This window comes from Pseudomonas sp. SK3(2021), from assembly GCF_016772375.1.
GTDB classification, from domain to species: Bacteria; Pseudomonadota; Gammaproteobacteria; order Pseudomonadales; family Pseudomonadaceae; genus Aquipseudomonas; species Aquipseudomonas chlororaphis_I.
Genome location: NZ_CP061943.1, coordinates 2,542,140 through 2,561,021, shown reverse-complemented (window position 1 = coordinate 2,561,021; position 18,882 = coordinate 2,542,140). Strand labels below are relative to the sequence as shown.

Annotated in this window: 17 protein-coding genes and 1 tRNA gene; 7 read left to right on the top strand and 11 right to left on the bottom strand. The window is 65.1% G+C overall.

Features of this window, described 5'->3' with window-relative positions; all coding sequences use genetic code 11:
- Positions 1 to 17: 17 nt before the first annotated feature.
- The 8 genes from IF690_RS11700 to IF690_RS11665 form a co-directional block, all read right to left on the bottom strand.
- The gene (locus IF690_RS11700) at positions 18 to 647 is read right to left on the bottom strand and encodes a glutathione S-transferase family protein (protein ID WP_202700164.1); all 630 of its coding nucleotides are present in this window, start codon (positions 645 to 647) and stop codon (positions 18 to 20) included.
- Between the two features lie 43 nt (positions 648 to 690).
- The gene (locus IF690_RS11695; RefSeq protein WP_202700163.1) at positions 691 to 1,605 is read right to left on the bottom strand and encodes a hypothetical protein; all 915 of its coding nucleotides are present in this window, start codon (positions 1,603 to 1,605) and stop codon (positions 691 to 693) included.
- A 43-nt stretch (positions 1,606 to 1,648) separates the two neighbouring features.
- Entirely contained in the window at positions 1,649 to 2,680 is a 1,032-nt protein-coding gene (rtcA, locus tag IF690_RS11690) for an RNA 3'-terminal phosphate cyclase (protein WP_202700162.1), read from the bottom strand.
- 8 nt (positions 2,681 to 2,688) lie between these two features.
- Positions 2,689 to 3,477: a nucleotidyltransferase domain-containing protein gene (locus IF690_RS11685; RefSeq protein WP_202700161.1), complete on the bottom strand. Its 789-nt coding sequence runs from the start codon at positions 3,475 to 3,477 to the stop codon at positions 2,689 to 2,691.
- Positions 3,478 to 3,545: 68 nt separating this feature from the next.
- Complete coding sequence (locus IF690_RS11680) at positions 3,546 to 4,889, bottom strand: amino acid adenylation domain-containing protein (protein WP_202700160.1); 1,344 nt, start codon at positions 4,887 to 4,889, stop codon at positions 3,546 to 3,548.
- Between the two features lie 4 nt (positions 4,890 to 4,893).
- A complete protein-coding gene (locus tag IF690_RS11675; RefSeq protein ID WP_202700159.1) occupies positions 4,894 to 6,120 on the bottom strand; it encodes an RtcB family protein in 1,227 nt (408 codons plus the stop codon).
- Between the two features lie 124 nt (positions 6,121 to 6,244).
- Positions 6,245 to 6,380 (bottom strand) — tRNA-OTHER (locus IF690_RS11670).
- Positions 6,381 to 6,812: 432 nt separating this feature from the next.
- A complete protein-coding gene (locus IF690_RS11665) occupies positions 6,813 to 8,363 on the bottom strand; it encodes an RNA-binding protein (protein ID WP_202700158.1) in 1,551 nt (516 codons plus the stop codon).
- Between the two features lie 204 nt (positions 8,364 to 8,567).
- Between IF690_RS11665 and rtcR the strand changes: the two genes are divergently transcribed.
- Positions 8,568 to 10,175 (top strand): RNA repair transcriptional activator RtcR, encoded by a 1,608-nt coding sequence (gene rtcR / locus IF690_RS11660; protein WP_202700157.1) that lies wholly within the window; start codon positions 8,568 to 8,570, stop codon positions 10,173 to 10,175.
- 169 nt (positions 10,176 to 10,344) lie between these two features.
- Here rtcR and IF690_RS11655 read toward each other — a convergent pair whose 3' ends face one another.
- Positions 10,345 to 10,758, bottom strand: coding sequence for a PaaI family thioesterase (locus IF690_RS11655; protein WP_202700156.1), 414 nt, complete (start codon positions 10,756 to 10,758; stop codon positions 10,345 to 10,347).
- Positions 10,759 to 10,976: 218 nt separating this feature from the next.
- Here IF690_RS11655 and IF690_RS11650 point away from each other — a divergent pair, with 218 nt between their 5' ends.
- Positions 10,977 to 11,765: a DUF4349 domain-containing protein gene (locus IF690_RS11650; protein ID WP_202700155.1), complete on the top strand. Its 789-nt coding sequence runs from the start codon at positions 10,977 to 10,979 to the stop codon at positions 11,763 to 11,765.
- A 284-nt stretch (positions 11,766 to 12,049) separates the two neighbouring features.
- Positions 12,050 to 12,607 carry a phage infection protein gene (locus IF690_RS11645; RefSeq protein ID WP_202701394.1) on the top strand — a complete coding sequence of 186 codons (558 nt, stop codon included), beginning with the start codon at positions 12,050 to 12,052 and terminating at the stop codon, positions 12,605 to 12,607.
- 245 nt (positions 12,608 to 12,852) lie between these two features.
- On the opposite strand, the gene IF690_RS11640 is transcribed toward IF690_RS11645, so the two are convergent.
- Positions 12,853 to 13,950 carry a DUF1615 domain-containing protein gene (locus IF690_RS11640; protein ID WP_202700154.1) on the bottom strand — a complete coding sequence of 366 codons (1,098 nt, stop codon included), beginning with the start codon at positions 13,948 to 13,950 and terminating at the stop codon, positions 12,853 to 12,855.
- Positions 13,951 to 14,125: 175 nt separating this feature from the next.
- On the opposite strand from IF690_RS11640, the gene IF690_RS11635 reads away from it, so the two are divergent.
- The 3 genes from IF690_RS11635 to IF690_RS11625 are packed head-to-tail and all read left to right on the top strand — an operon-like array spanning position 14,126 to position 16,715.
- A complete protein-coding gene (locus tag IF690_RS11635) occupies positions 14,126 to 14,494 on the top strand; it encodes a VOC family protein (protein ID WP_202700153.1) in 369 nt (122 codons plus the stop codon).
- A 33-nt stretch (positions 14,495 to 14,527) separates the two neighbouring features.
- Positions 14,528 to 15,142: a LysE family translocator gene (locus IF690_RS11630; RefSeq protein WP_202700152.1), complete on the top strand. Its 615-nt coding sequence runs from the start codon at positions 14,528 to 14,530 to the stop codon at positions 15,140 to 15,142.
- Positions 15,143 to 15,194: 52 nt separating this feature from the next.
- Entirely contained in the window at positions 15,195 to 16,715 is a 1,521-nt protein-coding gene (locus IF690_RS11625; protein ID WP_202700151.1) for an FAD-dependent oxidoreductase, read from the top strand.
- Positions 16,716 to 16,850: 135 nt separating this feature from the next.
- Here the strand turns inward: IF690_RS11625 and hemB are convergent, their stop codons facing one another.
- Positions 16,851 to 17,825, bottom strand: a complete 975-nt coding sequence (hemB, locus tag IF690_RS11620) for a porphobilinogen synthase (protein WP_202700150.1) — start codon at positions 17,823 to 17,825, stop codon at positions 16,851 to 16,853.
- A 502-nt stretch (positions 17,826 to 18,327) separates the two neighbouring features.
- On the opposite strand from hemB, the gene IF690_RS11615 reads away from it, so the two are divergent.
- On the top strand, positions 18,328 to 18,870 hold the full coding sequence (locus tag IF690_RS11615) for an Hsp20/alpha crystallin family protein (protein WP_202701392.1): 543 nt from the start codon (positions 18,328 to 18,330) through the stop codon (positions 18,868 to 18,870).
- The last annotated feature ends 12 nt before the right edge of the window (positions 18,871 to 18,882 follow it).

The following is an 18,882-nucleotide window of genomic DNA, read 5'->3' as shown; positions in this document are numbered from 1 at the left end:
CTCGCGCCCTGCCGTATTCAGTCCGGCCAGTGCCGCGCCAGCACCTGCGCCACCTGCGGATGGCGGTCGATGCGCTCCAGCAGCGCGCAGAACCCGGGCCGTACGCGCCGCAGGTGCTCGCGGGTGCCGGACCAGCGCGACACCACCGCCGCCTGGAAATCCAGGGCCGCCAGGGGTGAACCGCTGGCGTACAGCTGCGTGGCGAACTGATCGGCGAACACCTCCCAGTTGCGGTGCAGGCGCTCCTGGGCTGCGTCGCGCACCCGCGCCTTCAGCGCTTCATCGGCGTCGCGCAACCAACGCTCCGGGAAATCGATCACGCTGATCGCCGAGTAGCAATTGGCGGCGATAAACACCAGGCCGCGAATCGCCTGCGCCCGGGCGCGCTCATCCTCGGGCAGCAGCGCCGAGCGCGGATAACGCAAGCCCAGCTCGATCAGGATCGCCGCGCTCTCGGTGAGGACACTGCCGTCCGGCAGTTGCAGGGTCGGGACCTGTTTCAGCGGGTTGAGCCGCGCCAGCTCGTCGGCCCCGGGTGATGGCGCCCAGGATGAGGCTTCGACGATACGGTACGGCACCTGGCAACACTCCAGGGCGATCTCGACGATGGCCGAACCGGAGCCTTGTGTCCCATAAAGTTGATACATGACCATCCCCTCGCTTGACTGGGCCTTAGATCTGACGGGTTGCCTACGCGGGTTGTTCACTCCAGTGCCGGAAGTCCGCGAGGCGATAGTCCGGATGCTGATTGATAGCCTCGGCCGGCACGCGCAACACGCTCCCACGGTAGCTTAGAAGGTAGGTGTAATTGCCATACATGATCTTGCGGTCAGGGTCCGGATACGCCTTGAGGAAGGCTTCGCGATCGGGATAACCGGTAGGGTCCGGGAAGAGTGCCAACTTATCGAATATCACCACATCCTCGGCAATGTTCTCCTGGGCCATATCGAACAGATAACGGGGCCGCTTGATATTCATCGACGGTAACCGTGGGCCGCTAGCGACCAGTCCATCCAGCTTGTTGTCCAGATGCCCGAATATCGCACGATAAGCACTTACCAGCAGAGCCCGTTGATAAAGGTTCAGCGGCTCGGGAGCCTGCATGCGTCGCACCAGGAAATAGATCAAGCGGTTGAGCAGCCCGAAGTGCGCGATCTCCAGCCGCATCCCGGCCTTTACCTGCAAGAACTTGCCGCACGCAGAGAACCGGGTCTTGTGATGGACAAGCTTATTGCGGACGGTGATCGCGTAGTCGAAAACCATGATCTCGATATGCCTGAGCAACGGATCGGGCTGTTGGTTCTTGCGGCGGAAAACCTTGAGCTTTTCCTCGAACCGCATATTGGTCGTCCTATGGTTCTGGTCGACCACCAGGTCCAGGTAGTCGAAGACCACGGGGAACATCGAAAGATGCTCATGGCTGTCCAAGGACTTGCGGACTAACAACGGATGGTGGCTGCGTGCATCGGTATAGCTATGCGACATCCCGTCCTTGATCGTGGTTTTCTGCCGGTAAATCGCCAGATCATTGGCAATATCGAACCCCTGCAACAGCTGTTCGGTAAGGCGCAGTTTCTTCTGCAAAAAGACTTCAGTGAAATTCATCCAATATTCTCTTCAGTGGTCCGCCAGCGCAGACACATTCCGTTCAATGACGCTGGGGGAGAACCTCGACGCGCAGCCCCCCGTGGGCGCTCGCCGAACAGTCGATACGCACCGGCAAAAATGCCCCGATCACCCGGATATTGCTTTGCAGGTGCTCGCTCATGCGTGGGGTGGTGAAGCTCCCGCCGCCGGCCAGGGCCATGGGCAGCAGCAGTTGATCGGCCAGGTGCTCGGCCACCGCTGCGCCGGAATCCAGCCACTCGCGGGCCTGGTCGATGGCCCGATCGGCCACGCTTTCGGCCCGCAGGCTGCTCTGGCCAAACCCGCTGAACAGCTCGGTCAGGTGCTCGCAGACGAACTCCAGCAACAGCACGTTGCCCGGGCCGCATTGCTCATCCAGCCGCACCGGGCTCAGGTGTTCCCGAGGCAGCTCCAGGCAAGTACCAACCCGGCGCAATTCGCGTTCCGCCACATGTTCCGGCAGGCCGGCACTCAAGGCCCAGGCCCGGCGCCCGAGCAGTTCGCCACGCTGTTCCAGGTACAGCGGTTGCAGGGTCGAGGGCTGGATAAAAGCCTCCAGCTCGCCACCGCCGGCGGGAACGAAGCCATGGCGCAGCAGCTGCAACTCCACCTGCCCGCCCATGCGTCGCAGTTGCGGCAGCCAGGCCTGCTGGAGGAAATCCACCGGCGGCGCCAGCGGGTTGTGGGTGCCGCCGCTGATGCTCACGCGGCTGGGCTCCGGGGCCTGCAACAGGGCTGGCAGCAGGGTCTGCAACACCAGGGTGCAGCTGCCGGCGGTGCCGATGGCGAAGCGGTAGTCGCCGCCGCGAATCGGCCCCGGTTCGAAGGTCAGCTCTCGGGAACCCAACTCGGCGCCCGAGACCCTGGCCGCGCAGACCTGCGCCGCCGCCAGCACCGCGGTCAGGTGCTGGCGCAGCAGCCCCGGGCGACTGCGCCGGGCCCGTATGTTGTGGATACGCAGGGTCTTGCCGGTGAGCATCGACAGGCTCAGGGCACTGCGCAGGACCTGGCCGCCGCCAATGGCGCCGTCCAGTTCGATGACATCCTGTTTCATTACATTCCTCAGGCGTAGCGCCGGACGCTGTCTCGCAAGTAGTCGTCCAGCAAAGCATTGTCTTGATGGGTGCGCGCCAGCTTGGGCACCGGGCGTTCCAGTTCAGCGGCGATAAAGGCGTGCAGCGCCGGACGCCTGGGCCCGTAAGCGGCCTCGTCGGCGCTGCGCTTCAAGGCCAGCAACTCATCCACCTCGTCCAGCAGTGGCCGGTGGTCGACAGTGCTCAGCAGGTCGGCGAAGGTCATCGGCGGGCGGCCGCGCCCCTGATCGATCCAGCGCACCGCCAGCAACGGCCGGAGCACGTAGAAGTACTTCTTGAACCGCACGCTGTCGCCTTGCAGGTAACCGCGAAAGTTCTTCCTGGCCATCGACAGGTAATGATGACGGGCCGCCGGCGGGCTATAAAACGCCTCCGCCAGCTCGCGCAAGCGTGCGGTTGCCGCCGGCTCGCTGCGATACACCAGGGGCGAATCCAGCCACTCCAGCAGGGTCGGGTTGGATTTGCGCAGCAACCCGAGGGTCTTGCGCAGTTCCCAGCCGCTGATGTCCAGTTCGTCGTCCAGCGGCCGCTCGATCACGTCCCGCCCGGCGTCCACCTGGATGAACCACTCGGGCTTTTCCACATAGACGAAACGCACATCGTAATCGCTGTCGGTGGAGGCAAAGCCCCAGGCCCGACTGCCCGATTCGCAGGCATACAGCACCCGCACATTGCGCTCGCGCTCGATCCGCGCCAGCTCATCCAGTACCCGTTCGCGCATGGTGCTGCTCAGCGGGTGACGCTCATGAAGTTCCATGGTTCCTTGTCCTGTTCAATCGACGATCGCCAGCCGCCTCTCGCGCTGGCCTGATCGTCCTGCTTCGTTCACAGCAGGCGCTTGAGCGATCCCCGAGGCACTTCACCGGCCTCCTCCATCGCCTGCAACCGCTGCGCCAGTGCTTCTCGCAGTGGCTTGGGGGTCACCGGGTCGAACATCGCGTAGCGGACATCGCACCAACGGGCCAGGGCCTCGCGCCAATAAGCCGCCTCGCTGCCCGCCTGGTCCAGGCGATGCAGCAGGTACTCCAACTGGCGCCAGCCCGGCTTGAGCCCCAGCAAGGCCCAGCGACGCGCCTTCGGCAGTGCATGCCAATGCTGGTCCAGACGCTGTTCCAGGGCCGCCTCGAACGCCGCCCAGGGCTGCTCGTGCAACAGGCCGAGGGCGCAGTCGAAGACCTTGTCCGACGGATCGTCCAGGGCCGCCAACTGTTGGGCCAGGCCACGCTCGCCGAGGGTTCGCAGGGCCAGCAGGCGCACCGTCAGCGCCTTGGAGGCCAGGGCCTGTTGCAGCATGGCGTCGGCCCGTGGCTCCTGCAGTTCCCTGGCCAGCCCCAGCAGGCCCAGCCACTGGCGCTTGTTGCCCGGAGCCGGCTGCTGCAACCGGGCCAGCAGCACTTGCCGCGGGTCCAGCCCATGGCGTGGCGCGGCCCAATGGGCCAGGCAACGCAAGGCCCCCGAAGGGTCGAGCAGGGCCTGCGCCAGGTACCCGCGACAATCGGCCAAGCGTGACAACAGCAGCCGCAAGGCCTTGACCCGCACACTGGCGCCACAGCTGCGCATCACCTCTTCCAGCAAAGGCAGCGCCTGCTCGTCGGGCAGTTCGGCGCAGGCATCCACCGCCATCTGCCGTACGCTGACCTCGGCGTGGCGCAACGCCATGGCCAGCAGCGCCGGCCGGTCCTCGACGCCCTTGAGCAACAGCTCGAAGACAAAGCGCGCGGCCTTGCCCCGGCAATCGCCAAAGGCCCCTTGCACTTCGTCGCGCACCTGGGCCAGTTGCAACACCGCGGTGGCCCGCTCAAGGGTCGCGCCGTGGTCGGCCCGCTGCTTGCTGGCAAGGGCCAGCAACGGTGCCAGGGTCTGCAACAGCAGCCCGGCGTGCTCCGGCGCCCAATACGCCTCGACTGCCGCGGCCGCCTCCTGGCGAACCTGGGGCACCCAATCGTTGAGGCGCTCCAGCAAGGCGGCCAGGGCCTCTGCCGAAGGCTGTGCGGCCAGGCCGCGCACCGCGGCCTGGCGCACGAACCCGTTGCCGAAGCGGCTCAGTTCCAGCCAGGCGCTGTGCCTGTCCAGGGTGTCCATCACCTCCCGCACGCGGCGGGCTTCGTAGTCGCTCAGCTGGTCATGCCAGCTGGACGGCACCTGTACCACTGCTTCCCTGTCGTCCATTGTTCTACCCCTTGACGCACACCACCTGACGCAGGGTGTGCAGCACTTCCACCAGCTCGCGCTGGGCGTGCATGACGTGGTCGATGTCCTTGTAGGCCATCGGGATTTCATCGATCACTGCGGTGTCCTTGCGGCACTCCACATGGGCGGTGGCGCGGATCTGGTCGGCCAGGGTGAAGGTGTTCTTGGCCTTGGTGCGGCTCATGGTGCGCCCGGCACCGTGGCTGCAGGAGCAGAACGCCTCCTCGTTGCCCAGCCCGCGAACGATGAAGCTCTTGGCGCCCATCGATCCGGGGATGATCCCCAGCTCGCCCTTCTGCGCCGACACCGCGCCCTTGCGGGTCACCAGCACCTCTTCACCGAAGTGGCGCTCCTTCTGCACATAGTTGTGGTGGCAGTTCACCGCCTCCAGCGCCACCTCGAAAGGCTTGCGGATCACCTGGCGGGTGGCCTGGATCACCAGCTGCATCATCAATTCACGGTTATGCCGGGCAAAGTCCTGGGCCCAGGCCACGGCCTCGACGTAATCGTCGAAGTGCCGGCTGCCTTCCTCGAAGTAGGCCAGGTCGCGGTCCGGCAGGTTGGCGATGTGCTGGCGCATGTCCGCCTGGGCCAGGTGGATGAACAGGTTGCCGATGGCGTTGCCCACGCCACGGGAACCGCTGTGGAGCATGAACCAGACCCGGTTGGCTTCATCCAGGCAAACCTCGATGAAGTGGTTGCCGCCGCCGAGGGTACCCAGGTGCTGGCGGTTGTTGCTGTTGGCCAGCGCCGGGTACTTGTCGGTGATCGCCTTGAAGCGTGGCTGCAAGGCCGCCCAGGCATGGTCGGCCTGGCGCGGCACGTCGCCCCAGGCGCCCTTGTCGCGACCGCTGCGCGGCGAGGTGCGACCGTGGGGCACCGCCTGTTCGATGGCGCTGCGCAAACCGTGCAGGTTATCCGGCAGGTCGGCAGCGGTCAGCGAGGTGCGGGCGGCAATCATGCCGCAGCCGATATCCACCCCTACCGCCGCCGGGATGATCGCGCCCAGGGTGGGGATCACACTGCCGATGGTCGACCCCTTGCCCAGGTGCACGTCCGGCATCACCGCCAGGTGCTTGAAGATGAACGGCATCTTCGCGGTGTTCATCAGTTGCTGGCGGGCTTCGTTCTCCACCGGCACGCCCTCGGTCCACATCTTGATCGGCTTGCCGTTGACGACTTCCAGCAGTTGGTAGGTCTTGTGTTCCATATTCCTGACTCTTTTTTCTGTGGTCGAATTTTCGACCCTGTTCGGTGGCCGGTGGTCCGGCATAAAACGGCGCCCCGTGAAGGTGAAACATGCAGCGCGCTCTACCACTGAGCTACTCCCTTGCGGTTGGCGGGAATCGAACCCGCGACCACGCTGTCCTGTAGTTCCACCGGCATTCGCCGGGTCAATCGGTGCAGGCCGGGCCTGCGGGCAGCGACAAGAGAACAGGCACATCGCTCTACCGACTGAGCTACAGCCTTGCGGCTGGCGGGACTCGAACCCGCGACACCTTGTAGTACCTGTGGCATTCGCTGCCATCCCGCTCGGGCGGGAGAAAAACCTGCGACGACAAGGGTCGATGAAACCGTGCACTCGTGTTCTGACCGTTGAACTACGGCGCCTTTCCAGGCACCGGCGGGACTCGAACCCGCATCACGAATCTGGGATGTAGTTCCATCCGCATTCGTCGCTGAAACTGCAAAAAGGTGGCACGACAAAAGAAGTGACTGATCGCCGGAATCGAACCGGCATCACCAGGATGTACAGCCACTGGCATTCGTGCCTTCATAGGCCCTGACAAGATCTGCTGGGACGTCTTTGGATGTAGTCACAGCGGCATTCGGGGCCAATGAACAAAAATTCTTCGGCGTGCGCCGGGTGAGCGGCGCACGGTTTATCTCACGTCTGGCCGATCAGGGCGCCATCGCCTCGATCGCCTCGACCCAGTGCTGCGCACCGTAGTTGCCCACGGTGAACTGCTGGATCACATCGAACACCGCGTCACTGAAGCCGCCGACGTTGAGGATGTCCTCGCGGTCCGGCGCCTGGGTGGTGGCCCCGGGTTGCATATCGATGCACACCAGCCGCGCCTGCGGGTTGATGGCCTTGATCCGCTCCCACTGGCGCAGGGTTTCAGTCGCCCCATGGCGCCGCGCATCGATCCACGACTCGTTGTCCGAGACCAGGATCAGGGTGTCCACCTTGCACTTGGCGTTGGCCAGCTGTGCCAGGGGCGCCGAGCAGTTGGTCCCGCCACCGCCAATGGCCGCCAGTTTCTGCGCATTGCTCATCACGCTGTCCCGCGGGTTGAGGCGGATATCCACCACCCCGACCTCGAACGGCATGACCCGCGCCGCCGGCTGCTTGCGCAACACCGCTGCCGCCACCAGTGCCGCCACATCGATGCAGCGCACCGCCGTGGTGGCGCCCTGGCGATAACCGGTGACCGGGCTGTGCATCGACCCCGAGACATCCGGGCACACCACCACCGCGCCTTGCAGCGCCGGCACGTTGGCCAGCGACAGTTCCAGGGCATCCTGCAACGCCTCGCGAACCTGTTGCGGCACCTCGTCCCCGGCCATGCGGTAGGCCGCCAACAACTGGTACGGGTAGACCCGGGCCTTGGCCACTTCAGCGGCATCCGCCAGCCGCGACGCCACATACTCGGTGCAACCCGGCACCTGGAACGCGCCATGGCGGGCCAGGGTGTTGAGGTTCATGCGCAGCCCCTGCCAGCCCATATTGTGCGCCTGTTCGGCCCATTGCTCGCGGCTCAGGGTTTCGTTGCCGAGCAACTGGAACGGCACTTGCGGCACCACCGTGGTCGCACCACTGCGAAACGCCAGCAAGGCGCGGGTCAGCTCAGGCAACGCCTGCGCATCCACCGGCTTGCCGATCAACCAGGCGAAGAAGGCTGCGCGCCAGGCCTCGCTTGGCTTGGGGTGAACCATCTTGACCACGTCCGCCAGCGACGGCTGGTTACCCACCGAGGCCTGCAACAGCTGGCGTTCGCTGGCGCTGTTCAACCAGTTCTGCACCAGGCGCTTGGGCTGCGACCCCAGGGATCTGCGCCCGGTCGCCCCGCTGCGCAGGATCTGCACGAAGTTGCGCAGCATCTTGCCGTTGTCCACCACCTGGGCAAACAGCTCCGGCACCAGGGCCGAGCGTTGCGCGGTCAGCGCCGCCAGCAGCAAGGCCGGCATGTCTTTCATATGACCCTGCTGCCGAGCGTAACGCGCGGCTTGGGCGACGAAACGGCTGTCGACTTCGCTCACCAGCTGCAGCACCGCTTCCAGCTGACCTTCGGGCGAGGTGTAGAAGGTCGAGTTCAGGCAACCGGTCACCGCCAGTTGGGCCAGGCGGTGTTTGGCGTTGTAGGCATAGGCCGGGGCCTGGGCGGCATTCAGGGTGTTGCTCGCCGGTGCTTTTGCCTGTTGGGTGTTGAACAGCTGGAAGTTGGCCATCTTGGCGTCTCGCTCTGTTGCCTTGTTCGTTGCCAGAGAGATTGCAGCCGCTGTGCCAGTTTTATTTTTTTCTGCGAATTATTTCTTAACCAATTGATTTATAACTGTTTTATTTTTAAATCATTTTTCCTCTGCGAGTCTTCGAGACAAAGCTGCTGATAATTTTATATCTTTGTTTATCGCTTTTTATCTTCAGGTATAAACATGTCGGGCAAGCCCACGGTCGCCATAGGTTTTGTCGGTTCCACCCTCGATCGCGTCGGCAAGGGCGCCAACCGCTGGAGCCACTGGCGCCCCAGTGTCGGCCTGTGCCAGCAGCAGGACGTGCTGATCAATCGCCTGGAACTGATCCACGGCATCGACGCCCGGGACGTCAGCCTGGCCGAGCGGGTGGCCAACGACATTCGCCAGGTGTCGCCCGAAACCGAGGTGCGCCTGCACCCCATGGGCCTGAAGAACCCCTGGGACTTCGAAGAGGTGTACGGCGCCCTGCACGACTTCACCAGCGCCTACCCCTTCGACACCGAGCGCGAGGACTACCTGGTGCACATCACCACCGGGACCCACGTGGCGCAGATCTGCTGGTTCCTGCTGACCGAGGCGCGCTACCTGCCGGCGCGGCTGATCCAGACCTCCCCGGCGCGGCGCCGCGACCCGGAGCAGCACGCCACCGGCACCCATGCCCTGATCGACCTCGATCTGTCGCGCTACGACCGCATCGCCTCGCGCTTCGCCGGCAAGCGCCTGGAGGGCCTGGCCTTCCTCAAGTCGGGGATCGCCACCCGCAACGCCGCGTTCAACCGTTCCATCGAACAGATCGAGCGTGTTGCTGTGCGCTCCAAGGCACCGATGCTGCTGATCGGCCCCACCGGTGCCGGCAAGTCGTTCCTGGCCCGGCGCATCTATGAGCTCAAGCGCGGCCGGCACCAAGTCCAAGGGCGTTTTGTCGAGGTCAACTGCGCCACCCTGCGCGGCGACGGCGCCATGTCGGCCCTGTTCGGGCATATCAAGGGCGCCTTCACCGGCGCCCAGAACGCCCGCGACGGCCTGCTGCGGGCGGCGGATGGCGGCATGCTGTTTCTCGACGAGATCGGCGAACTGGGGCTCGACGAACAAGCGATGCTGCTCAAGGCCATCGAGGAAAAACGCTTCTTCCCCATGGGCTCGGACAAGGAAGTGGACAGCGACTTCCTGATCATCGCCGGTACCCACCGCGACCTGCGCGGCCGGGTCGCCCAGGGCCTGTTCCGCGAGGACCTGTATGCGCGGATCAACCTCTGGACCTTCAACCTGCCGGGGCTCGCCGGGCGGCGCGAGGACATCGAGCCGAACATCGATTTCGAACTGGAACGCCACGCCCGGGAACAAGGACGCCTGGTGCGCTTCAACCTCGAGGCACGGCGGCGCTACCTGGCGTTTGCCAGTTCCAACGAGGCGGCGTGGCTGGGCAACTTCCGCGAGCTGTCGGCCTCCATCACCCGCATGGCCACCCTGGCCGACAGCGGGCGCATCGACGAAGCCCAGGCCGAGGAAGAAATCGAGCGCCTACGTTATGCCTGGGGCTTGAGCCAGGCGCAGGATCCGTTGGCCACTCTGCTCGGCGACACGGCCGAACTCGACCTGTTCGACCGCTTGCAATTGCAGGCGGTGCTCGAGGTCTGCCGCCAGGCCGACAGCCTGTCCGATGCCGGACGCAAGCTGTTTGGCGTGTCCCGCCAGACCAAGGCCCAGCCGAATGACGCCGACCGCCTGCGCAAGTACCTGGCGCGCTTCGGCCTGGAGTGGAAGCAGATAGTTGCACCAGCGGACTAAGAGGGGTTGCCTGCGAGCGCTGCGCGCTCGATCGCAGCCTGCGGCAGCGGCTACACAAGCCCGCGGCCCCGCCCGCCAACGGCACAGATCGCTTCCCCGGTAGCCGCTGGCGAAGCCTGCGATCGAGCGCGAAGCGCTCGCAAAAGCGCCCCACACAATTGACCTGCCCTCAGCCACCCGGCACCGCGAACACCGCGTTGGCCCTGGCCACCACCCGTTCGCCGACCTGCAGGATGACGGTGGCAAAGGCCATCTGCCGGCCGCGCTTGGAGTGCTCCAGGCGCACGTCGATCCATTCGCCGAGCTGCACCGCGCCAAGGTAGTCCAGGTGCATGCTGGCGGTGATCAACGGCAGCGGCGGGTCGCTGGCGAAGGCCATGGCGTAGCCCATGCCGATATCGGCCAGGGTGGCGAGGATGCCGCCGTGCACGGTGCCACGACCGTTGGCGTGACGGCTGTCGGCGCGCAGGCCGATTTCCAGCTGCAGGCCGCTGCCACGGCAATACACCGGGCCGATCAGCTCCAGCAACGGGCTGCTGCGGGACAAGGGGGCATAACCTTCGGGTAGCTCGGGCGTGCTCATGGCGGGTCTCCGTTGCCGATGGCGATGACCGGGGCGCGGGTCATCGCTCCCGGAGGTGTACCCCGAAGCGGCGCCGGCGCCCAGCCGTATCCATCCGGCAAATCCCTGGCGATAAATCGCGGCGACACCACATCCTCGCCCTTCCCCCGGCTATCGACGATAAGATATGCAGCTGTCCCGCCAGCCCCGGGCACGATCATTTATTTCAAGGAGCGACCATGCACCCTCAGGACGACACCCCCACCCCGCTGCGCAGCCTCGCCGTGCTGCTGCTCAGCACCCTGCTGGCCGCCTGTTCCCCCAGCGATCATGCGTCCTCGGTGGCGGTCGGCGGCGCCCAGGGCAAGGCCGGTGCGCAGCTGGCCTACGAACATGAGCTGAGCCTGTCGCTGCCCTCGGCGCAGATCGCGCCGCGCCTGGCCGCCACCCGCGAAGCCTGCGAAAACGCCAGGTTCGGCGCCTGCAATATCCTGCGCCTGCAACAAGGCCAGTACCGCGCCCAGGTGATCCTGCGCATCGTGCCCGACGGCGTCGAACCGATAGTCGCGCTGGCCGCCCAGGGCGCGGAAATCGGCGAACGCATCACCACTGCCGAAGACCTGGCCGACGCCGTGGCCGACGTGCAGCGCCAGCAGGAGCGGCTCAAGGCCCAGCAGCAACGCCTCGACCAACTGGCCGCGCGCAAGGACATCACCGTCAGCGACCTGATCGCCCTGAGCAAGGAACAGGCGAGCATCGAGAACGACCTGCAAGCCTTGGCCCAGGCCGCCGCCGGGCACCAGCGGCGGCTCGACACCAATCGCCTGACCCTGAACTTCGTGCCCACCGACAGCAGCCAGCGCGGCTCGAAACTGCAACGGGCCTTCGACAACCTGCTGGACAACCTCGCCTACGGCACCGCCGAAGCCCTGGAGAAAGGCAGCTACGTACTGCCGTTCCTGATCCTGGCCTTCCCGCTGGTGATGATCTGGGTCTGGCTGTGGCGCCGGTTCGTGCGCCGCCGTTGAGTCGCGGCACTCTGCAAAGCCCGAAAAGCCCGGCCTGATGTGCCGGGCTTTTTTATTCTCAGGCTCACTGTCGGAGCCCGTGGTGCCAGTGATGTTTATTACAAATCTGCACGCCGCGAGCTGCGATTTCCCTCCTCAAACTCCGTCGCAAAGCTCTATTTCAGGGGTTGGCGCCGATATCATTGGCGTCGATGGTCACCATCGACCCAATGAAATTCTCAAAAAAAATCCGCCGCGTAACATCCGCTCCATACCAACCCAACAACACCCCGGAGCACACCATCATGAAACGCCAGACTCTTCTCAGCATCGCTTTCTCGGTTCTTGCAACAAACGCTTTTGCCGCGTCCTCGGCCTACCCGGTAGTCGCCGAAGGCGGTTCGGATCGCCTGATTGAAAAACGTGTCGCCGAAGGTGGCGCCGATCGCTTGATCGAACGTCGCGTTGCCGAAGGTGGCTCCGATCGCCTGATCGAACGCCGTGTAGCTGAAGGCGGCTCCGATCGTCTGATCGAACGTCGCGTTGCCGAAAGTGGCTCCGACCGTCTGATCGAACGTCGCGTTGCCGAAGGTGGCTCCGACCGTCTGATCGAACGTCGCGTTGCCGAAGGTGGCTCCGACCGTCTGATCGAACGCCGCGTTGCCGAAGGTGGTTCCGACCGTCTGATCGAACGCCGCGTTGCCGAAGGTGGTTCCGACCGTCTGATCGAACGTCGCGTTGCCGAAGGTGGCTCCGATCGTCTGATCGAACGCCGCGTTGCCGAAGGTGGTGCCGATCGTCTGATCGAACGTCGCGTTGCCGAAGGTGGCTCCGACCGTCTGATCGAGCGTCGCGCCGTATGATTGCGCGGTCCGCGGTACTCGAAAAAAAGCCCGGCCTTATCAGCCGGGCTTTTTTCATTTCAGGGCGCTACCAATCCCCAACCGATCACCCTGCCCCTGTAGCCGCTGGCGCAGCCTGCGATCGGCTGCGCAGCAGACGCCAGGCCTGACAATAGGGTCTTTCAGGAATACCGCGCTGCATCGTTGCGCTCGCTGCGCGACCGATCGCAGGCTGCGCCAGCGGCTACACGGTCCTTGCGCCGGATCTACCGCGCCATGCACCGCTGATAACGCTCATCCACCCGTTTGGCGAACCAGGCGGTGGTCAGTTTGCGGGTGATCTTCGGGCTCTTCAGCTGGATGCCCGGCAGGATCTGCCGCGGCAAAGGCTTGCCCTGGGCCTGATCGGCCAAGGCGAATACCCGCTTGTACAGCGTGGTGTCCTCGAACTCGAGGCTGTTGCCCTTCTCCAGCTGGTTGCGAATGGTCGGGTTGCGCATGTCCAGGGATTTGCCCAAGGCGCGCACCGCCAGCTCGGTGCTGCCGGGCATGATCGAGTCGTAGCGGATCAGGTCGCCGTCCAGCGCCAGGGAAATCCCCGAGGCCACGCTCAGGGCGTTCTGGAACGCGGCGTTGCGGCTGGCGTACCAGCCGGCATTGAAGTCGGCGAAGCGGTACAGCGGTTGCGGGTAGTTCACCGGGTAACCGAGCAGGTGGGCGATGCCGAAGTACATGCCGCCGCGCCGGCTGAACACCTCGCGGCGGATCGAGCCGTCCACGCTGTAGGGGTAATTGCGCGCCTGCTGCTCGGCGAAGTCGATGCTGACCTGCATCGGCCCGCCGGTGTGCACCGGGTTGAAACTGCCGAACAGGGTCTTGCCCATGGGCACACTGCCGATGAAGTCGTCGAAGATCGTGCTCAGTTCCTTCTCCGTGCGCGCCCCGGCCAGGCGGTCGCTGTAGGACTTGCCGTTCGGCGAGTGCACCTGCAAGGCCGCGCTCACCAGCATCGACGGCACATGCACCTTGGCCGCGCGGCGGTCGATTTCGCTGCGGGCGATCTTGCCCAGCCCCGGCACCGGCGGGTCGACCTGATAGGTGGACTCCTGCTCGGCCACCGCCAGCACCGCGCAGAGGTTGCTCTTGCTCGGCTCGATGCCCTGGGCGGTAAAGGCCACCTGGATATCCCGGGCCCAGCCCTGGCGGTCGGCGACCTTGGCCGGCAGCAGGCGCGCCACCTGGGCCTGGACCTGGGCCGGGCTTGGCGCCGGCGCCTTTGAACCGAGCTGGCCGGCACAACCGGCCAGGGCCAGCGAGGCCGCGACAGCGGCCCAGCGAAGTGAATGCAGAGGTTTTATAGACATGGCTTCCCAGTAATTCCGAAGGTGGCCCGCGCCCGAGGGAAGCGCGTCGCCGCGGATATCGACCTTCAAGGCGCCGTGCTGTTCCGTGCCAGCGACAGGCCATTTGAGCATTCCCCGTGACCGACAGCGAATTTCACCTAATCTGAAACCAGAAAAACAACACGCGGGGCCCATCATGAGCGTGCAACTCAACCACACCATCGTCTGGTGTCGCGACAAGCAACGGTCGGCGGACTTTCTCGTGCGACTGCTCGGCCTGCCGCCGCCCACCCCCTTCGGCCCGATGCTGGTGGTGCAGCTGGATAACGGCGTGTCCCTGGATTACTACGACAACGACCCACCCATCGCCTCCCAGCACTATGCCTTTCTGGTCGCCGACGACGACTTCGAGCCGATACTGCAGCGCATTCGCCAGCGCGGCCTGGCCTTCTGGGCCGACCCGGGCAAGCAGCGCCCGAACGAAATCAACCGCCACGAAGGCGCTCGCCGGGTGTATTTTGATGACCCCGACGGCCACCTGCTGGAAGTGTTCAGCCAGACCTGAGCCCCTGTCACCTGCCCTGGAGTCCCCTGCGCCATGCTCTCACTGGATTTTCTCATTACCTCGCTGATCGTCGTGCTGATCCCCGGCAGCGGCGTGATCCTGACCATTTCCACGGCGCTGGTGGCCGGCAAGCGCGCCAGCCTGTTCACCGCCGTCGGCTGTACCGCCGGGATAGTCCCGCACCTGCTGGCCTCGGTGCTGGGCCTGTCGGCGATCCTGCACACCAGCGCACTGGCCTTCCAGGGCCTGAAATTCGCCGGGGTCGCCTACCTGCTGTACCTGGCCTACGCCACCTGGCGCGACCGCTCGGCCTTCGCCGTGGACGCCAGCGTTCCCGCCGCCAGCGCCGGCGGCCTGGTGCTCAAGGCCTGCCTGCTGAACATTCTCAACCCCAAGCTGACGATTTTCTTCCTGGCCTTCCTGCCGCAGTTCATCAGCCACGACGGCCCGTCGCCGGCCATGCAGATGCTCGGCCTGAGCGGCGTGTTCATGGCGATGACCTTCGCCGTGTTCGTGGCCTACGGCCTGCTGGCCAACCTGTTCCGCAAGGCGGTGATCGAATCGCCCCAGGTGCAGAACTGGCTGCGCCGCAGCTTTGCCGCCAGCTTCGCCGCCCTGGGCCTGAACCTGGCGTTCGCCCAGCGCTGAACCGTTGTACGCAACACCGGCATGACATTGATCTCTCGACGAGGGCAAGGACATGAACCGCAGCGACGTACTGATCATCGGCGCCGGCCCCACCGGCCTGGTTCTGGCGCTGTGGCTGAGCCGGCAGGGGGTCAAGGTGCGCATCCTCGACCAGACCGCCGGCCCCGGCACCACCTCCCGGGCCCTGGCGGTGCAGGCCCGGACCCTTGAGCTGTACCGCCAGCTGGACCTGACCCAGGCCATCCTCGACCAGGGTCACCGGGTGCCGGCCGCCAACCTCTGGGTCAAGGGCGAACAGGCCGCCCACCTGCCCCTGAGCAGCATCGGCGCGGACCTGACGCCCTACCCCTTCCTGGAAATCTACCCGCAGGACCAGCACGAACAATTGCTGATCGAGCGCCTGCAGCGTTTCGGCGTGACGGTCGAGCGCCAGACCGAACTGCTGAGCTTCACCGACCACGGCCACCTGATCAGCGCCCAGCTGCGTGGCGCCGACGGCCAGGAGGAAACCTGCCAGGCCTTCTACCTGGCTGGCTGCGACGGTGCCCACTCGACGGTGCGCAAGAACCTGGGCATCGACTTTCCCGGCGGCACCTATCAGCAAGTGTTTTATGTGGCGGATGTCGACGCCCGGGGCCCGGCGCTCAATGGCGAGCTGCACGCCGACCTCGACGAGGCGGATTTCCTCGCGGTCTTTCCGCTGGCCGGCGAAGGCCGGGCACGGCTGATCGGCACGGTGCGCGACGAACGCGCCGAGCAGGCGCAAACCCTGAAGTTCGAGGACGTCAGCCGGCGCGCCATGGACAACCTCAAGGTCCAGGTCGACCGGGTCAACTGGTTCTCCACCTACCGCGTGCATCATCGGGTGGCCGAGCGCTTCTTCAACGGTCGCGCCTTCCTGCTTGGCGACGCCGCCCACGTGCACAGCCCGGCCGGCGGCCAGGGCATGAACACCGGGATCGGCGACGCCATCAACCTGGCCTGGAAACTCGCCGCGGTGCTCAGCGGCAAGGCCGAGGAGCACCTGCTGGCGACCTATGAGTTCGAACGCATCGAATTCGCCCGGCGCCTGGTGGCCACCACCGACCGGGTGTTCAGCTTCGTCACCGCCGACGGGCCGATCGCCAACCTGCTGCGCACCCGCCTGGCGCCGCTGCTGATTCCCAAGGTGACCGCGGTGGAGGCGGCGCGCGAGTTCCTGTTCCGCACGGTGTCGCAGATCACCCTCAACTACCGCGACATGCCCCTGAGCTGCGGCAGCGCCGGCCATGTCCACGGCGGCGATCGCCTGCCCTGGGCCCATGGCGCCGTCAGCGACAACTTCGCCAGCCTCGACCACCTGGGGTGGCAGGTGCATGTGTACGGCGTCGCCAGCGATGCCCTGCGCGCCTGGTGCGCCGAGCGGCAACTGCCGCTGACGGTGTTCGACTGGGAACCGGCGCACCAGGCCGCCGGCCTGGCGCGCAACGGCTTCTACCTGCTGCGGCCGGACACTTACGTGGCGCTGGCGGAAAAATCGGCGGACCCGAAGGTCATGGAGCGGTATTTCGAGGAGCGCAAGATCACGCTGTGAGGGGAGCCAGGCGCGATAGGCATACCGTGCCGACTGACGTCATCGCGAGCAAGCTCGCTCCTACACGGCACAGCGCCGACCCTGCAGGAGCGAGCTTGCTCGCGATAGAGCCCGCGAGGGCTCAGCCGGGAGACGTCAGATCCCGGCAAGCGCCAGGTCCATCGCGAAGTAGGTGAAGATCAGGTCGGCCCCGGCGCGCTTGATCGAACCCAGGCTTTCGCGCACCACCCGCGCCTCGTCGATGGCCCCGGCCTGGGCGCCGAACTTGATCATCGCGTACTCGCCACTGACCTGGTACGCCGTCACCGGCAGGCGCGAGGCTTCGCGGATGTCGCGGATGATGTCCAGGTAAGCGCCAGCCGGCTTGACCATCAGCGAGTCCGCACCTTCCTGTTCGTCCAGCAAGGACTCGCGCACCGCTTCGCGGCGGTTCATCGGGTTCATCTGGTAGCTCTTGCGGTCGCCCTTCAATGCGCTACCGCCGGCTTCGCGGAACGGACCGTAGAGCGCCGAGGCGAACTTGGTGGAGTACGCCATGATCGCGGTCTGGGTGAAACCGGCCTCGTCCAGGGCGCGGCGGATGGCCTGGACCTGCCCGTCCATGGCCGCCGACGGCGCGATCACATCGGCGCCGGCACGGGCCGCGGCCACCGCCTGCTTGCCGAGGTTGACCAGGGTCTGGTCGTTGTCCACTTCATGGCCGTGCAGCACGCCGCAGTGGCCGTGGTCGGTGTACTCGCAGAAACAGGTGTCGGACATCACGATCATCTCCGGCACCGCGTCCTTGGCGATCCGCGACATGCGCGACACCAGGCCGTTGTCGTTCCAGGTGTCGCTGCCGTTGCTGTCCAGGTGGTGCGACACACCGAAAGTCATCACCGACTTGATCCCGGCGCGGGCGTAACGCTCGATCTCCCCGGCCAGCTTCGATTCCGGAATGCGCATCACCCCTGGCATGCTCTTGATCGGCACGAAATCGTCGATCTCTTCCTCGACAAAAATCGGCAGCACCAGGTCGTTGAGGGTGAACTCGGTTTCCTGGAACAGGCTGCGCATCTGCTCAGAACGGCGCAGGCGACGGGGACGGGCTTGGGGGAACTGGCTGGACATGGGATTTCCTCAGGGCAGGCCACGTGAGACAAGGCTGGGCGCGATAACGACCGCAGCTAAAAAGAGCGAAGCTTATGCCCGAAGCCGCGACCGGCACAAACACCGCGTCGCCAAGACTGTATTTACGCTTTGGTAACAATGCCCGTGAACGCGGGCGGTTACGCCTGTCAGGCAAATGGCCCGAGGTGCAACTGTCGGGCCTATTTTCGATCTAACTAATACACGCCCGAGCCGTTCGCGCGAGCCATGAAGGCCAGCGCCGGCGGCAGGTATTGCTCGCGTGTGCAGGACCGCCCGCCCCATGGAGGCGGCCCTTGGCGGATCGCCTGCCGGGCATCCTCGATGCACTCACATCGAGCCCCTTGGCAGCAGGTTCGCGGGATGGCTGTCGTGGGCGGGAAAACCGGGCTTGCAGGCCTGCGGGCCCGGTTGCCGTTCTGTCGTGGCGGGTCGCCCCAGGGAAGGCTCGCGGCCCGCCCCCAACCCAGGAGGAGAAGCAAAAATGGCCAACTCCGTTAAAAAAATGCCGATCCAGACTGAAGACAAGGCCACCCGGCGCTCGAGCATGAGCGACCTGTGGCAACCTCTGGAAAAACTGCGGCAACAGGTCGATCACCTGTTCGATGACTTCAATCGCGGCTCCGGCCTGTCTCCCTTCGGCCGGGGGCTGTTCGATGTGGATCCGTTCTGGCGGCGCGAACTGATCGGCCGTGGCATGCCTGCCGTCGACATCACCGAGAAAGATAAAAGCTTCGAAATCACTGCCGAATTGCCCGGCATGGATCAGAAGAATATCGAGGTCAAACTCTCCGACGGCAGCCTGATCATCAAGGGTGAAAAGAAAGAGGAAACGCAAGAAAACAGAAAAGGCTACTACTTGAGCGAACGTCATTACGGTTCCTTCGAGCGGGTGTTCAACCTGCCCAAAGGGGTCGATGCCGAGAAGATCGAGGCGAGCTTCAGCAAAGGCGTGCTGAGCATCTCGCTGCCGAAAAAACCCGCCGCCCTGGATGCGGACAAGGTCGTGCAGATCAAAGGCGAATGACCCAGGCCAGCC

Excerpts from the sequence above, each read along its gene's own strand:
- IF690_RS11615 (WP_202701392.1), top strand. The coding sequence starts at position 18,328 with ATGGCCAACTCCGTTAAAAAAATGCCGATCCAGACTGAAGACAAGGCC.
- IF690_RS11675 (WP_202700159.1), bottom strand. The coding sequence starts at position 6,120 with ATGGAACACAAGACCTACCAACTGCTGGAAGTCGTCAACGGCAAGCCG.
- IF690_RS11650 (WP_202700155.1), top strand. The coding sequence starts at position 10,977 with ATGCACCCTCAGGACGACACCCCCACCCCGCTGCGCAGCCTCGCCGTG.
- IF690_RS11680 (WP_202700160.1), bottom strand. The coding sequence starts at position 4,889 with ATGGACGACAGGGAAGCAGTGGTACAGGTGCCGTCCAGCTGGCATGAC.
- IF690_RS11685 (WP_202700161.1), bottom strand. The coding sequence starts at position 3,477 with ATGGAACTTCATGAGCGTCACCCGCTGAGCAGCACCATGCGCGAACGG.
- IF690_RS11655 (WP_202700156.1), bottom strand. The coding sequence starts at position 10,758 with ATGAGCACGCCCGAGCTACCCGAAGGTTATGCCCCCTTGTCCCGCAGC.
- IF690_RS11625 (WP_202700151.1), top strand. The coding sequence starts at position 15,195 with ATGAACCGCAGCGACGTACTGATCATCGGCGCCGGCCCCACCGGCCTG.
- rtcR (WP_202700157.1), top strand. The coding sequence starts at position 8,568 with ATGTCGGGCAAGCCCACGGTCGCCATAGGTTTTGTCGGTTCCACCCTC.
- IF690_RS11700 (WP_202700164.1), bottom strand. The coding sequence starts at position 647 with ATGTATCAACTTTATGGGACACAAGGCTCCGGTTCGGCCATCGTCGAG.
- IF690_RS11635 (WP_202700153.1), top strand. The coding sequence starts at position 14,126 with ATGAGCGTGCAACTCAACCACACCATCGTCTGGTGTCGCGACAAGCAA.
- IF690_RS11665 (WP_202700158.1), bottom strand. The coding sequence starts at position 8,363 with ATGGCCAACTTCCAGCTGTTCAACACCCAACAGGCAAAAGCACCGGCG.
- IF690_RS11630 (WP_202700152.1), top strand. The coding sequence starts at position 14,528 with ATGCTCTCACTGGATTTTCTCATTACCTCGCTGATCGTCGTGCTGATC.
- rtcA (WP_202700162.1), bottom strand. The coding sequence starts at position 2,680 with ATGAAACAGGATGTCATCGAACTGGACGGCGCCATTGGCGGCGGCCAG.
- IF690_RS11640 (WP_202700154.1), bottom strand. The coding sequence starts at position 13,950 with ATGTCTATAAAACCTCTGCATTCACTTCGCTGGGCCGCTGTCGCGGCC.
- hemB (WP_202700150.1), bottom strand. The coding sequence starts at position 17,825 with ATGTCCAGCCAGTTCCCCCAAGCCCGTCCCCGTCGCCTGCGCCGTTCT.
- IF690_RS11695 (WP_202700163.1), bottom strand. The coding sequence starts at position 1,605 with ATGAATTTCACTGAAGTCTTTTTGCAGAAGAAACTGCGCCTTACCGAA.
- IF690_RS11645 (WP_202701394.1), top strand. The coding sequence starts at position 12,050 with ATGAAACGCCAGACTCTTCTCAGCATCGCTTTCTCGGTTCTTGCAACA.